At 65.6% G+C, this 14,885-nt stretch carries 12 protein-coding genes; 6 read left to right on the plus strand and 6 right to left on the minus strand.

Going from position 1 to position 14,885, the window contains the following annotated elements:
* Positions 1-174 precede the first annotated feature (174 nt).
* The 5 genes from CIT39_RS11445 to CIT39_RS11465 all read left to right on the plus strand — a co-directional run bounded on the left by CIT39_RS11445 (position 175) and on the right by CIT39_RS11465 (position 8,872).
* Positions 175-696 (plus strand): PAS domain-containing protein, encoded by a 522-nt coding sequence (locus CIT39_RS11445; protein ID WP_094975252.1) that lies wholly within the window; start codon positions 175-177, stop codon positions 694-696.
* Positions 674-1,978, plus strand: coding sequence for a methyl-accepting chemotaxis protein (locus tag CIT39_RS11450; protein ID WP_162308449.1), 1,305 nt, complete (start codon positions 674-676; stop codon positions 1,976-1,978). The genes CIT39_RS11445 and CIT39_RS11450 overlap by 23 nt, the downstream gene beginning before the upstream one ends.
* Before the next feature lie 199 nt (positions 1,979-2,177).
* Positions 2,178-5,447 (plus strand): transglutaminase family protein, encoded by a 3,270-nt coding sequence (locus CIT39_RS11455; protein ID WP_094975250.1) that lies wholly within the window; start codon positions 2,178-2,180, stop codon positions 5,445-5,447.
* A gap of 27 nt (positions 5,448-5,474) precedes the next feature.
* Positions 5,475-7,997 carry a circularly permuted type 2 ATP-grasp protein gene (locus CIT39_RS11460; protein WP_094975249.1) on the plus strand — a complete coding sequence of 841 codons (2,523 nt, stop codon included), beginning with the start codon at positions 5,475-5,477 and terminating at the stop codon, positions 7,995-7,997.
* A complete protein-coding gene (locus CIT39_RS11465; protein ID WP_094975248.1) occupies positions 7,994-8,872 on the plus strand; it encodes a transglutaminase family protein in 879 nt (292 codons plus the stop codon). Before CIT39_RS11460 ends, CIT39_RS11465 begins: the two co-directional genes overlap by 4 nt.
* A gap of 156 nt (positions 8,873-9,028) precedes the next feature.
* On the opposite strand, the gene CIT39_RS11470 is transcribed toward CIT39_RS11465, so the two are convergent.
* The 3 genes from CIT39_RS11470 to CIT39_RS11480 form a co-directional block, all read right to left on the minus strand.
* Complete coding sequence (locus tag CIT39_RS11470; RefSeq protein WP_094975247.1) at positions 9,029-9,655, minus strand: isochorismatase family protein; 627 nt, start codon at positions 9,653-9,655, stop codon at positions 9,029-9,031.
* A 197-nt stretch (positions 9,656-9,852) separates the two neighbouring features.
* Positions 9,853-10,218: a pirin family protein gene (locus CIT39_RS11475; protein WP_244607562.1), complete on the minus strand. Its 366-nt coding sequence runs from the start codon at positions 10,216-10,218 to the stop codon at positions 9,853-9,855.
* 79 nt (positions 10,219-10,297) lie between these two features.
* Positions 10,298-10,600, minus strand: coding sequence for a pirin family protein (locus CIT39_RS11480; RefSeq protein WP_244607563.1), 303 nt, complete (start codon positions 10,598-10,600; stop codon positions 10,298-10,300).
* Between the two features lie 126 nt (positions 10,601-10,726).
* Here CIT39_RS11480 and CIT39_RS11485 point away from each other — a divergent pair, with 126 nt between their 5' ends.
* Entirely contained in the window at positions 10,727-11,596 is an 870-nt protein-coding gene (locus tag CIT39_RS11485; RefSeq protein ID WP_094975246.1) for a LysR family transcriptional regulator, read from the plus strand.
* 198 nt (positions 11,597-11,794) lie between these two features.
* Here the strand turns inward: CIT39_RS11485 and CIT39_RS11490 are convergent, their stop codons facing one another.
* From CIT39_RS11490 to CIT39_RS11500, 3 genes are all read right to left on the minus strand, one after another.
* Positions 11,795-12,619 carry a phosphodiesterase gene (locus tag CIT39_RS11490; RefSeq protein ID WP_094975245.1) on the minus strand — a complete coding sequence of 275 codons (825 nt, stop codon included), beginning with the start codon at positions 12,617-12,619 and terminating at the stop codon, positions 11,795-11,797.
* A 65-nt stretch (positions 12,620-12,684) separates the two neighbouring features.
* Positions 12,685-13,965: an ABC transporter substrate-binding protein gene (locus CIT39_RS11495; RefSeq protein WP_094975244.1), complete on the minus strand. Its 1,281-nt coding sequence runs from the start codon at positions 13,963-13,965 to the stop codon at positions 12,685-12,687.
* 28 nt (positions 13,966-13,993) lie between these two features.
* Complete coding sequence (locus tag CIT39_RS11500; RefSeq protein ID WP_244607621.1) at positions 13,994-14,758, minus strand: carbohydrate ABC transporter permease; 765 nt, start codon at positions 14,756-14,758, stop codon at positions 13,994-13,996.
* Between the last annotated feature and the right edge of the window lie 127 nt (positions 14,759-14,885).

Below are 14,885 nucleotides of genomic sequence, written 5' to 3' on the forward strand. Positions count from 1 at the left end.
GGCGAGCCTCGCCCGGGAATTTACAGAACGAGCAGGGGACTAAGTAGTCTTACGTAGGTATCCGATGACTGCACGGGTTCCCGCAGTCACGCATGTTTAATGTTTCCTGCCGTATTCCGATAGCATGCGGGCGACTCCTTCGAGGGCGCTGCCCTTCGTGAGGAATCGTCAACGATGACGCATGCGGTACGGCCGACTGGCGTGGAGAATCTCCTCGGTGAGGAGGAGCTGATCGTGTCGAAGACCGATCTCAAGGGCCGCATCACCTACGCCAATGACGTCTTCATCCGCATGGCGAAATACCCCTGGAAGCAGCTGATGGGTGCGCCCCACAGCCTGATCCGCCATCCGGACATGCCGCGCTGCGTCTTCAAGCTGCTGTGGGATACGCTCCAGACCAAGCAGGAAATCTTCGCCTACGTCCTCAATCTCGCGGGAGACGGCAGCCATTATTGGGTGTTCGCCCATGTCACCCCGACGCTCGACGATCGCGGCAACATCACGGGCTATCACTCCAATCGACGCAAACCCGATCCTTCGCCGGTCGAGCGCATCAAGCCGATCTACAAGGCACTCTGCGCGGAAGAGGCGCGCCACGCCAATGCCAAGGACGGCATGCGTGCAAGCTTCGAAATGATGGTCGGTCTGCTCAAGCAAAACGGTGTCGGCTACGATGAATTTGTCCTCTCTCTCTAAGGCGCAGGCCGCGACCGCCGGCGCGTGTCTTCTCGCCACCGCCGCGTTCGTCCTCTCGCTGCTCGGCTGGTCCGGAATCGTCAGTGCCGCGCCGCTCGGTGCCGCGATCCTGCTGCTCGGCTACGCGCTCTGGTGCCAGCATCGCACGGCGGTGGCCGTCGATGAGGTGGCCGATGTCTGCCGCAAGGCGGCACGCGGCGATCTCGAAGCGCGGATCCTGAGCGAGCGGCAGGCCGGGCGGATCGGCGCCATCCAGAAATCGGTCAACGACATGCTCGACATCGCCGACGCCTTCGTCCGCGAGGCTTCGGCATCGATGGACTATGCCAGCCGCGGCAAGTATTTCCGCAAGATCCTGGCGCGCGGATTGCCCGGCTCGTTCCGCCGCTCGGCAACCGTCATCAATGCTGGCACCGACAGCCTCGGCCGCCGCGTGGTCGAGATCGCCGGCCTCGCAAAGCAGTTCGGCACGCATCTCGACGAAGTCGCAGGCAGCCTGATGAGCGCCGCGACCGACCTCGAATCCGACGCCGGCCAGATGGCGTCCGCGGCGGAGACGACGAACCGCCAGACCTCCGGCATGCGCAGTGCGTCCGATCAGGCCTCGAGCAACGTTGCGACGGTGGCGAGCGCCGCGGAACAGCTCGCATCCTCGATCGCGGAGATCAGCCGCCAGGTGGCCGGCTCGACCACGAGCACCGGGCGCGCCGTCGACGAAGCCAATCGTGCCGGCAGCGAGATTCGCAGCCTCGCGGAGGCCGCGATGCGGATCGGCGACGTCGTCAAGCTGATCAGCGAAATCGCCTCGCAGACCAACCTGCTGGCGCTCAACGCCACGATCGAGGCGGCGCGGGCAGGCGAGGCCGGCCGCGGCTTCGCCGTGGTGGCGTCCGAGGTCAAGAGCCTCGCCAACCAGACCGCGAAGGCGACCGAGGAGATCAGCGCCAAGGTCGGCGAGATGCAGCAATCGACCAGCAACTCGGTCGCGGCCGTCGAAGCCATCGCGCAGACCATCGCGGAGATCGACGGCATCACCGCAAGCATTGCGGCCTCGATCGAGCAGCAGGGCTCCGCGACACGCGAGATCGCGCGCAGCGTCCAGGACGCCTCCGCCGGCACCTCGCAGGTGTCCTCGAACGTCACCGGCATCAGCGAAGCCGCAGCCGACACCGGCCGCGTCGCCAGCCGCGTCAACAGCGCCTCCGAGCGCGTCCACGGCGAAGTCGAGACGCTTCGCCGCGAGGTGACGCAGTTCCTGCAGCGGCTGACATCCGCCGCGTAGGGCGCCCGGCGTTCCAGTATGGGGACGATCTAGGGGTGAATAGCGAATAGGGAGTAGCGAATAGAGTAAATCTTTGGCTACTCGCCATTCGCTACTCACCATTCGCCCCTGTCCTAGGCACCCTCTGCCCGTTGTTAGTGCTTGATCGCGCTGACATCAGGTGTTCTGCTCAAAAAAAGCTGCTGGAGCATTGCACCCCGTGTCGATCTACGTCGCATTACACCACGTCACCCACTACAAATACGACCGACCGATCGACCTCGGCCCGCAGACCATCCGCCTGCGCCCGGCGCCGCACACGCGGACGCCGATCATGAGCTATTCGCTCAAGGTCACGCCATCCAATCATTTCGTGAACTGGCAGCAGGATCCGCTAGGCAATTGGATCGCGCGTTACGTCTTCCCGGAGAAGACGACCGAGCTGAAGATCGAGGTCGATTTCACGGCGCAGATGACCACGGTCAATCCGTTCGACTTCTTCGTCGAGCCCTACGCCGACAGCTTTCCGTTCAACTATCCGAAGGATCTGAAAACGGAGCTGGCGCCTTATCTGGAGACCATCAAGCCCGACCCTGCGTTCGCAAAATATCTCGCCTCGATCCCGCGCGAAGCCCCGAACACGGTCAACTTCCTGGTTGATCTGAACAGGGAGCTGCAGCAGAGGATCAGCTACGTCATCCGCATGGAGCCGGGCGTGCAGACGCCGGAGGAGACGCTCACCTCCGCGGCCGGCTCATGCCGCGACTCCGCCTGGCTCCTGATCCAGACCTTCCGTCATCTCGGCCTCGCCGCGCGCTTCGTCTCCGGCTATCTGATCCAGATCCGTCCCGACATCGATCCGATCGAGGGGCCGCCCGAGGTCGAGAACGACTTCACCGATCTGCATGCCTGGGCCGAGGTCTACCTGCCGGGCGCGGGCTGGATCGGGTTCGACGCGACCTCCGGCATGCTCGCGGGTGAGGGGCACATCCCGGTCGCCGCCACGCCGCATTATCGGTCCGCAGCGCCGATCTCCGGCGGTGCCGGCTTTGCCGAGGTCGAGTTCGATTTCGACATGAGCGTTCGGCGCATCCGCGAGGCGCCGCGCATCACCAAGCCGTTCTCGGACGATTCCTGGACGCGGCTCAACGATCTCGGCGAGCAGGTGGACGGCGATCTCGCCTTGCAGGACGTGCGGCTCACCATGGGAGGTGAACCCACCTTCGTCTCGGTCGACGATCTCGAAGCTGCCGAATGGAATACCGAGGCCGTCGGCCCCACCAAGCGCGCGCTCGCCGACGATCTGATCCGCCGTCTGCGCACGCGCTTCGGTGCGGGCGGGCTGCTGCATTACGGTCAGGGCAAATGGTATCCGGGCGAGAGCCTGCCGCGCTGGGCCTTTGGCCTGTACTGGCGCAAGGACGGCGTGCCGGTCTGGAAGAACGCGGACCTCATCGCCAGCATCGAAAATCCGCTGCGTGCCCAGACCGAAGACGCCGAGGATTTCATGGAGGGCACGGCGGCCCGGCTCGGGCTCGATCCCGGCTACATCATTCCGGCCTATGAGGATACCGCCTATTGGCTGATGAAGGAGGCCGAGCTACCTCTCAACGTCGATCCCTCCGATTCCAAATTGTCCAATCCGGAGGAGCGCGCGCGCATGGCGCGGGTGTTCGATCAGGGCCTCCGCGCGCCGCGCGGCTTCGTGCTGCCGGTGCAACGCTGGAACGCGCCGCCGCGCTGGCGCAGCGAGCGTTGGCAACTCCGGCGCAATCATCTGTTCCTGATGCCGGGCGACTCCCCGCTCGGCCTGCGCTTGCCGATCGGCTCGCTCGGCCACGTCCCGCCCAGCGAATATCCCTACATCGTCGAGCAGGACCCGATGGAGGCGCGCGGCAAGCTGCCGGTGTTCACGCTGCCGGAGCGCCCGAAGGCGCCGCCGCGGGTCGCGTCCGAGAAGCTCAACACGACCGTCCCCGTCCGCACTGCGCTGTCGATCGAGGTCCGCGATGGCGTGATCTGCGCCTTCATGCCGCCGGTCGAGCGTATCGAGGATTATCTCGAGATGATCGCGGCGGTCGAAGCCACGGCCGAGGAGATGCAGCTCCAGGTCCATGTCGAAGGCTATGCGCCGCCGTTCGACCCGCGCATCGAGGTCATCAAGGTCACACCGGATCCCGGCGTCCTCGAGATCAACATCCAGCCGGCGACGAGCTGGCGCGAGGCGGTCGAGATCACCACTGGCCTCTATGAGGACGCCGGGAAGGTGCGGCTCGGCGCCAACCGCTTCCTGGTCGACGGCCGCCACACCGGCACCGGCGGCGGCAATCACGTCGTGATCGGAGGCTCGAGCCCGCAGGACTCGCCGTTCCTGCGCCGGCCCGATCTGCTCAAGAGCCTCGTGCTGTACTGGCAGCGGCATCCGTCGCTGTCCTACTTCTTCTCCGGCCTGTTCATCGGTCCGACCAGCCAGGCGCCGCGCCTCGACGAGGCCCGTCACGACAGCATGTACGAGCTCGAGATCGCGCTCTCGCACGTGCCGCCGCCGGGCTACCAGGTGCCGCTGTGGCTGGTGGACCGGCTGTTCCGGCATTTGCTCGTCGACATCACCGGCAACACCCACCGCGCCGAGATCTGCATCGACAAGCTCTATTCGCCGGATGGTCCCACCGGCCGCCTCGGCCTCGTCGAATTCCGCGCGCTCGAAATGCCGCCGGATCCGCGCATGTCGCTGGCGCAGCAGCTCTTGATCCGCGCGCTGATCGCAAAGTTCTGGCGCGAGCCGCAGCAGGGCAAATTCGTGCGCTGGGGCACCGCGCTGCACGACCGCTTCATGCTGCCGCATTTCATCTGGGAAGACTTTCAGGACGTACTCTCGGATCTCAAGAGCTCCGGCTATCCGTTCGAGCCGGAATGGTATCTGGCCCAGCTCGAATTCCGCTTTCCCGCCTTCGGCCGCGTCCATCAAGGCGGCGTGACGCTCGAATTGCGCCAGGCGCTGGAACCCTGGCATGTGCTCGGCGAGGAGGGCTCGGCCGGCGGCACCGTGCGCTATGTCGATAGCTCGGTCGAGCGGCTCCAGGTCAAGGCGGAGGGGTTCGTCGAGGGCCGCCACATCGTCACCTGCAACGGCCGCCGCCTGCCGATGACCTCGACCGGCCGCTCCGCCGAGGCCGTGGCCGGGGTCCGCTTCAAGGCCTGGCAGCCGGCCTCCGGCCTGCACCCGACCATCCCGGTGCACGCGCCCCTGACCTTTGATCTCATCGATACCTGGAACGGCCGCTCGCTCGGCGGCTGCGTCTACCACGTCGCCCATCCGGGCGGGCGCAGCTACGACACCAAGCCGGTCAACACCTACGAAGCCGAGGCGCGGCGGCTGGCGCGCTTCCAGGACCACGGTCATACGCCGGGACCGATGCAGCCGCCGCCCGAGGAACGCACAAATGAGTTTCCGCTGACCCTCGACTTGCGGACCCCGCTCCTGCAATGAGTATGAGGGTGGGGCAGGGAGAGGCGCATGGCCGAGGGCGCAGCCGAACAGGACAAGGCGGGTAAGGCGCAAGGACCGCGCGAAGGCCAGCGCCGGCTTGCGCAATGGATCCGCGACTATCGCCGCCTGCCCGGCATTCCCGACGAATTCCTCGGCGCCGACGGCGTCCCGCGACCGGTCTGGAACCGCTTTTTCGATGCCTTCGGCGCGCTTGCGACTGATGAGGTCGAGCGGCGCTTCGGCATGGCCGACCGCCACCTCCGCGAGGCCGGCGTCACCTACCGGGCCCCCGGCGACAGCGCCGACCGGCCCTGGTCGCTCAGCCATCTGCCGCTCCTGATCGACGAGGCCGACTGGAAGCAGCTCTCCGCCGGCATTACCCAGCGCGCCGAGCTGCTCGAGCGCGTGCTGCGCGACATCTATGGCGAGGGGCGGCTGGTCGCCGAAGGCGCGCTGCCCGCGGGCGCGATCGCCGGCAGCCCCGAATATCTCCGTCCCGTCTGCGGCGTGCCGCCGCCGGGCGGGCGCTATCTCTCGCTCTATGCCGCCGACGTCGGGCGCGGGCCTGATGGCCGCTGGTGGGTGCTCGGCGACCGCACGCAGGCGCCGTCGGGCGCGGGCTATGCGCTGGAAAACCGCCTCGTGCTGTCGCGCGCCTTCTCCGACCTCTACAAGTCGATGAACGTGCCGCGCGTCGCGCCGTTCTTCGAGGCATTCCGCGACAGTCTTCGCGCGCGCGCCGACCGCGACGAGCCGCGCATCGGCGTGCTCACCCCCGGCAGTTTCAGCGAGACCTATTTCGAGCATGCGACGCTGGCGCGCTATCTCGGCTTCCTGCTGGTCGAGGGCGACGATCTCGCGGTCAGCGACAATCGCATCCACATTCGCACGGTCGCGGGGCTGAAGCGGCTCGACGTGCTGCTGCGCCGTGTCGATTCCAATTCGCTCGATCCGCTCGAGCTCGATGCGTCCTCGCATCTCGGCGTGCCCGGCCTGATCGACGTGCTGCGCAAGGATGGTGTCGTCGTCGCCAACATGCCGGGCTCGGGCGTGCTGGAGGCGAGGGCGCTGCTCGGCTTCCTGCCGGCGCTCAGCCGCCGCCTGCTCGGCGAAGAGCTGAAGATGCCGCACATCGCGACCTGGTGGTGCGGTCAGAAATCCGCGCGTGACGAGGTGTTGTCGCGGCTCGACGAGGTCGCGATCGAAGGCGCCTACCGGCGCGGCGTGCCCGGCTTTGACAGCAACGGTCCGGTGCTTGCCAGCGAGCTCGACGCCGCCGGGCGTCAGCGCCTGGTCGATGCCATCGGCGCGCGCGGCATGGATTATGTCGGCCAGGAGGTGGTGCGTCTCTCCACCATGCCGGTGTGGGAGCACGGGCAGCTCACGCCGCGTCCCTTCGTGCTGCGCGTGTTTGCCGCCGCAACGCCGGACGGCTGGGCCATCATGCCCGGCGGCTTCTGCCGGATTGCCGAGCAGGCGGATGCGCGCGCCGTGTCGATGGGCGACGGTGCGCGCGCCGCCGACGTCTGGGTGGTCTCGGAGAAGAAGGTCCCGACCGCGACGCTGCTGCCGGCGACCGACAAGGTGCGGATCCGCCGCATCGCCGGCGTGCTGCCGAGCCGCGCGGCCGACAATCTGTTCTGGCTCGGCCGCTATCTCGAGCGCGCCGAGGCGACGCTGCGGCTGGTGCGGGCGGTGGGCTCGCCGAGCGGCCCCAACAAGGGCACCGCGGCCTCACTGCAATCGGCCGAACGAATCCAGCGCCTGCTGGTAGCCTGGGGCGCGATCTCGCAAGCCTCGCGCGCGACGCCCGGGCGCATCGCCGCCGAAGCGTTGCAGAGCACGGAGCAGCCGGGCTCGGCGTTGTCGCTGGTGCGTGCGGCACAGCGCACGGCGACCTCCTTGCGCGAGCGGCTGTCGCCCGATGCCTGGCAGGTCATCACCGAAATGGCCGACCGGCTCTCCTACGAGGTCGAAGACGACGACAGCGTGCTGAGCGCGGCCGAGCTGACCTTGCAGGAGCTTGCGAGCTTTGCGGGTCTTGCGCAGGAAAACATGAATCGCGCCGCCGGCTGGCGCTTCCTCGATGTCGGCCGCCGCGCCGAGCGTGCCATCAACACCGCGCGCTTCGCCCGGCAGTTCGCCTATGACGAGGCCGGCGACGAGGATCTCGACATCCTGCTGACCCTGGTGGATTCGCAGATCACCTATCGCTCGCGCTATCTGCTGGCGCCGATCCTGGCGCCGGTGCGCGACCTCGCGGTGCTCGATCCCTACAATCCGCGTTCGGTGGCGTTCCAGGTGACGACGCTGAACGAGCATATCGCGGCATTGCCCAGCCTGAAGGAGCATGGCCTGATCGAGCAGCCGCAGCGGCTTGCGGTGACGGTTCAGGCGATGCTGGCCACCGCGGATGCCGAGAAACTCGAAGTCAAGACCCTGTTCGCGCTGGAGCAGGATCTGCTCAGCCTCGCCGACGCGATCGGGCTGCATTACTTCCCGCACGGCACCAATGCCAGCCGGCCGGAAAAGCTGACGGGGCTGGCGTGATCTACGACATCAGGCACGTCACCACCTACGAATATGAGAGTGCGGTCAGCTTCGCCCGATGCACGCTGCGGCTCGAGCCGAAAAGCGGCGGCGGCCAGGAGCTGATCTCGCACAAGGTCGAGATCCGTCCGCGGCCGTCCGAGCGCAACGTGCGCCGCGACTTCTTCGGCACGCTGACGGAGAGCATCGTGATCGAGGCCGCGCATCGCAATTTGCGCATCGATTCGCGTTCGCGTGTCTCGGTGTCGCGCAAGCCGCCGGCGCGCGACGCCGTCAGCCCGTCCTGGGAGAGCATCCGCGACATCGCCTTCGAGGCCACCAGCCTTGGGCCGTCCTCGCCTGTCGGTTATGTCTTCGCGAGCCCGCTCGTGCCGGTGCTGCGTCCGGTCAGCGCCTATGCGGCGGCGAGCTTTGCACCGGGCGCGGGTATCCTCAAGGGCGCGGTCGATCTCATGCATCGCATCCGCACCGAGTTTCGCTACGATCCCAAGGCGACGGTGATCTCGACGCCGCTCAACGAGGTCTTCGATAAGCGACACGGCGTCTGCCAGGACTTTGCCCATGTGATGATCGCAGGGCTGCGCGGGCTCGGCCTGCCGGCGGCCTATGTCAGCGGCTATCTGCGCACGATTCCGCCGGCTGGCCAGCCGCGTTTGCAAGGCGCGGATGCCACCCATGCCTGGGTGTCGCTGTGGTGCGGGGCGGAGCTTGGCTGGATCGATTTCGACCCGACCAACGATGTGCTGGTCGGCAACGACCATATCGTGCTTGCGGTCGGGCGCGACTTCTCCGACGTCTCGCCGGTCGACGGCATCATCGTCGGCTCGCCGAAGCAGAAGCTCGGCGTCGCCGTCGACGTGCTGCTGGTGGAGTAGGGCGTGGACTCATACGCGTCGGTCTAGCAACGCACAGCGGAGGTCTGCCATCTTGAATGTGATCGGCAGGTTGTGACGCGAAGCTCAAGTCGCGCGGCCGCTCCGTTCACTCAGAGCGGCCGCATTATTCGCATCTCTAAATCGATCTGACTCCATTCAACGCGACGCCCCTTTTGCGGAGAGGTATCCCGCCATGTTGTTAGCTGAAAATGGCAGGTGGTCGCCCATCAATTGGGCGTGCGCCTCGCCGGTCGGCGACGCCCAGGAGCCGAGGAGTTCGGCGCCGACCGCGACCCAGGTGATCGGCACGATGCCGGCTTGCACCATGCGGGCGACCGCAGCGTCCTCGACGAGCTTGCTCCAGGTGCCGGAGGCGTCGAGCACGGCGTAGACGTCGTAACCGAGGTGCTTCGCAGACAGGGCGGCGAAGGCGACGCAGACCTCCGTCGAGATGCCCGCGATCAGAAGCTTCTTGCGCCCCGTCTTCTTCACGGCCGCGGCGAAGTCCTCGTTGTCGAAAGCGTTGATCTGGCCGGGACGGTGTACAATCGCTGCGTTCGGCAGGCCGTGTTCGACGACCGGCATGATAGGGCCGTTCGGGCCGTCGTGGGCGCTGGTGGTGACGACCGCCGGCAGCTTGTAGATCTGCGCGATGGTGACGAGCGCCTTCACGTTGTTGATGAATTCGGGCGGGCTCTGGGTCTGCACACCGTTCGCGAGGCCGGTCTGGTGGTCGACGAAGAGGACGGCGGTGTTGTCTGCAGTCAGGCGATCGTACGACATGGTCTATCCTTTCGGGTTGGGTCGATTGCTTTCGACACATCCAACATGCCGTTGCCGATGTCGGCTCACTAGCCAGCAGGATCGACACCCCGCGTCTCGAAATGAGGAACGCCAGGCAGGGGGCTGCATAGGCGCAAACGGCAAAGGCCGGAGCGTCCCCACGGAAGCCCCGGCCCTTTGTCTCAAATGTAATTAGTTCAGGCGTGGACGAGTACATTTCCGCTGAACATGCCGCCCTTGAACACGGATGCGCTCGAGTCAGTTGCGATCAGCACAAGGTCGGTATCGGACCTCGCCTCGACCGAGGTCTCGTCATCGGCCAGAAACGCACCTTCGCCTGTCTGCAGGGGCAGGCCGCCGATGCGGGCTTCACCGGAGAAGACGTAGAGCAGCCGGACAGGAGCGTGTGCCGGGATATTCGGAAGCGCCAGTGTCGTGCCGGCGGTGAGATGGGTATCGTGCACCCAGGCTTGCGACCGGACTTCGAATGGAGCGCCTTCGGGAGCTGCGAGAAGCCGCCAGGTATCGCGGCTCTCGGCTTCGCCGAAGTCGTGGAATTGCACTCTCGGATCCAACGACGGTGCGCGGGGGCGCAGGAAGATCTGCAAAGCTTCCTGCGGTTCGCTGCCGAGGATCGTCTCTTCATGTTGGAAGGTGCCCGGCGTTCATCATCATCAAGCGAGCCGGCCGGATTTCCTCGCGGTGGCCGACAGTGTCCTTGTGGAGCATCGATCCGACTCGAACGTAGGTCAGGATCTCATCGTCGCGATGGGGATGCATTGCGATGGTGTGGCCGGGATGAATGCGTGCGCGGTCGATGCGGCCCATCGCGCCGATCCCGCTGTCATCCTCACCGAAGGTCAGGCCAGGGTACAGGATCTCCAGGGAGAAACCTCGGCCCGGGTCGCCGCGCCTGATCCCGCGCTTCATCTTGATCGTCTTCATGGGCTTGATCCTTTCCTGCTTTGGCAGCGGCGTCGCCGCATTAACCAGAACCAAGCTAGCGTTACGGAATCGGGCACAGTAGTCGCACCATGTGGTATGCCGTGTAACGAAAACTGGAACGTCGTCATGGAATTGGAAGACCTTCGGACCTTCGTGGAAGTCGCAGACGCCGGCGGCGTCTCGTCCGCTGCGCGTCGGCTCGGCTTGGCCAAGTCGATCATCAGCCGCCGGCTATTCCGCCTCGAGGACGAACTCGGCAGCCAGCTTCTGTCCCGCAATACGCGGGGCGCCGTTCTGACCGAAGCCGGGGTATCGTTCCGCGAGCATGCGGTCCGGATCTGCAGCGAAATCGACGCGGCACGCGAGGAACTCTCGCCGGACGGCGACCTCAGGGGGCTCTTGCGCGTGGCGGGACCGGCATCGTTCGGCCAGCACTTCGCACCTGCGATAGCAGCGTTCGCCGCGCAACATCCGCTCTTGCAGGTCCACACCCGTTACAGCGACCGCTACGTCGACCTGGTGGCCGAGGGCTTCGATTGCGGGATCCGCGTTGGCTACCTTCCGGATTCCAATCTGGTTGCACGCCGCATCGGCTCATTCTCCGTCAGCCTGTACGCGAGCCCGCAGTACCTCGCCGCGCAGAGCGCTCCGGAGAAGCCGGAAGACGTGGTCGGCCACCAGGCCGTCATGATCGGCACCGAGAGCTGGAAGTTCTCCGAAGGCAGGAAGACGATCACGGTCAACCCGCAAGGCCGATTCAAGTCGGACAGCGCGCTAGCCATTGCGGAAGCAATTGCGGCCGGCGTAGGGATCGGCGCGCTACCCGATGTTATCGCTGCCACCTATGCCGAGGCAGGCAGAATCACGCCAATCATGACCCGGTACCAATTGCCCGAGGTGGGCATCTTCCTTGTACGTTCGCCCGGACAACATCTCGCGCGCAAGGTCAGGGCTTTCATCGAGTTGCTCGTCAATCGGTTCGCTAGAGCGGCGTAGCTTCGATCTCCCTCTTGCACTACCCTTGCAGAGTTTGCCTTCTGGCCCGCAGTTGATCTTTACGAAAATGCGGGCTCAGGGCTGCTTGTGGCCCATCTCCGACCTACGGTGAGGGACGCCAACGCGCCGGAGCGGACCTACAAGAAGTGCAGCGTGGGTTTATGAGCAGACGCCCTGCAAACGGCCGGCGGTCGCCGGTCACCGCACCATGGTCTCGCGATTCCAGGCCTGATAGTCGGGCGAACCTTCGATGCGGATCGGACCGTCGTAGCCGTATTCCACCATGTGCACGGTCACATAGTCTTCGCCGAAAAACACCACGCCATAGGATTGCGGCAGGTCGGACGCGCTCAGCAGCCTGGTCTCGGAGAACAGCGGATAGCTTGCATGGTTGGTGCCGCGCAGCGATGAGACGGGAACGCCCGCAACCGAACCGGCCAGAGGCAAGTGACAATGCCCGAAGAAAACGTGACGGATCCTTGACCGGTTGCGGCCGACGAGACGCCGGAACGGTGCGTCGTCGAGCAGGCGAATCTGGTCGAAGGGGGCGAGATGCACCGGCATCGGGTTGTGGTGCATGAACAGCAGGAACGGCCCGTCATGCTCGGCAAGCCGTGCCTCGAGCCAGCCGAGGCGATCGTCGCAATAGCGGCCGGCATGCGTGTCCGGATGCGCGGTGTCGAGGAACAGGCAGCGGCCGGCGGCGGTGTCGTGGATGCCCTGGACGAAGCCGTTCTCGTCGGCGAGATCGGGGAAGACGCTCAGGAATGCGGCACGTCGGTCATGGTTGCCGATGCAGAGCCGGACCGGCAGCGGATATTCGTCGAGGCGCTGCTTGAGCCAGTGATAGTCGGCGGCGTCGCCCCAATCCGAGAGATCGCCGGTGATCACCATCAACTCGGCGTCGTGGTGATCCTTCATGGCATGCGCCAGCGCCCGCTCGAAATTGGCGCGCGGATCGCGCCCGCCGATGGTCGAGCCGGGCGCGGTCATGTGAATGTCGCTCAAGTGCAGCAGCTTCATCGTTCTTTCCAGTTCCTGCGGCACGGGGCGCCGGCGGCGCCCCGTGGTTGGCGGTGTCGTGATGCTCAGCGTGCGGCGCCGGTGGTCTTCGGCAGCAGCTTCTGCACATCCGCCGTCATGTCGGCGAGAACGGCTTCGGGCTCCTTGGCGCGGGCGCCCGAGATGATCGAGTTGAGGTGATCCTTGATCACGTCGGTGATCTTCAGGCCGTTGTCGCCGGGGAAGGCGTACCATTTGGTGAGCAGCGGGAGCTGGCCGACCGCGGTGTAGTTGTTGGGGTTCTTGACGTAGAAGTCCTTCAGATAGACATCGTTGGCGACCTTGTTGGGCGGCATGTAGCCGGTGGTCTCCGCCATGATCGCGGCGCCCTTGGCGCCGGTCCAGAACTTCACCGCTTCCCAGGCCGCGTCGCGCTTGGCCTTGTCCTTGGCGAGGATCAGCACGACATTGCCGCCGGCCGGCAACCTGCCGTTCGGGGAGGCCACGTCCGGGAATGGAATCGTCTTCAACGCGAACTTGCCGCCGGTCATCTGCGTGACCTTGTTGAGGTCCGAAGTCGAAGTGATGTGGAAGCCGGTCTTGCCGGCCGCGAACGCCGCGCGCATCGACGGCTGGTCGAGATTGGGCATGCCGCCCTCGTTGACGAGCCGCGCGATCATGTTGATGGCGAACTTGCCTTCCGGTCCGTCGAAGGCGACCTTGGTCTCGTCGGCATTGAGCATGGTGCCGCCGCGCGCGAAGACCGGGGCTTGCCACAGCCAATTGCCGGTGATGTCCCAGGCATAGGTGACGCCGTTGGTGTCGTTGCCGAGCGCCTTGATCTTCCTGGCGAGCGCGATCAGTTCGTCCCAGCTCTTGGGCAGATGGTCCACGTCGCCGCCTGCCTGTTTCACGAGGTCGAGATTGACGTAGACGATCGGCAGCGAGATCGCGAACGGGAGGGCGTAGACCTTGCCGCCGGCGGTGCCGATGTCATACATCGCCTGGTGGAAGCCCTGCTTGTCGAAATCCTTTTCGGCGGCGATGTAGCCGCCGAGCTCGGCCGGGATGTTCTTGTCGACCAGAACGCGGATGCGGTTCAGTCCTTGGAACGACACGTCGGGCATCTGATTGGTGACGGCTTCGCGCAACACCTTCTGGGTGGCGTCCTCGTAAGATTCGTAAGGCGCGCGCATGGTGACCTTGATCTCCGGGTGCACCTTGGCAAACTCCTCGGCGATGCGCTTGTGGGTCTCGGTGAACAGCTCCGGATAGGGATACTGCATCACGATCTCGGTCTTGGTCTGCGCGAGCGCAGAGCCGGCCGCGAGCGACAGAGCCGCCGCGGCGATGATGGACTTCAGCATGGATAGACTCCTGTTTGAGGTGACGTGGTTACTTGATCCCGGTGAGGGTGATGCCCTCGATGAAGCGGCGCTGGGCAAAGAGGAAAGCGATCACGAGCGGGGCGATGATCACCATCGCCGCGGCCATCAGCGGGCCGTAGCTGGTGCCGGCCTCGTTGTTGCGGAAATGCGCGACCGCAAGCGGCGGCGTACGCAGTTGCTCGCTGTTGAGCACGATCAGCGGCCAGAAATAGTCGTTCCAATGCGCAACCACGGAGAAGATGCCGAAGGCGGTGACGGCCGGGATCGCGGCCGGCAGCATCACCCGCCAGACGATGCCGAATTCGGAGATGCCGTCCATGCGGGCGGCATCGACGAGATCGTCCGGCACGGTCTTGAAGAACTGGCGCATCAGGAAGATGCCGAAGACCGAGATCGTGAAGGGCAGGACGAGCGCGGCATAGCTGTCGAGCAGGCCGACCTCGTGCAGCAGCAGGAAGACCGGGATCGCGGTCGCCTGCGGCGGGATCAGGATCCCGAACAGCACGAGCGCAAACAGCGTCTCGCGGCCGAGGAAGCGAAGTTTCGCGAGCGCATAGGCCGCCGGCAGCGCCACCATGATCTGCAGCACGAAGATCGAGACCGTGACGATGACGCCGTTGAGCAGGAAGCGCAGCAGATTGGCCTTGGCAAACGCCTCGCGCAAATTGTCCCACAGCGCGAACTGGTGCGGGATCAGGTGCAGCTCGCTGGAGAAGACCTCGGTCTGCGGCTTGGATGCGGTCGAGATCATCCAGATGAAGGGCGCGAGCATGATCGCGGCGCCCGCGATCAGGAGCACGTGACGGAGGACCGCGTGCAACGGCAGGGCCGTCGCATATGGTGTGCCGGATGCGGCGGCAATGGCAGTCGGCTCCCTCTCCCGCTTGCGGGGGAGGGCT

Source organism: Bradyrhizobium symbiodeficiens (assembly GCF_002266465.3).
In the GTDB taxonomy this organism is placed as follows: Bacteria; Pseudomonadota; Alphaproteobacteria; order Rhizobiales; family Xanthobacteraceae; genus Bradyrhizobium; species Bradyrhizobium symbiodeficiens.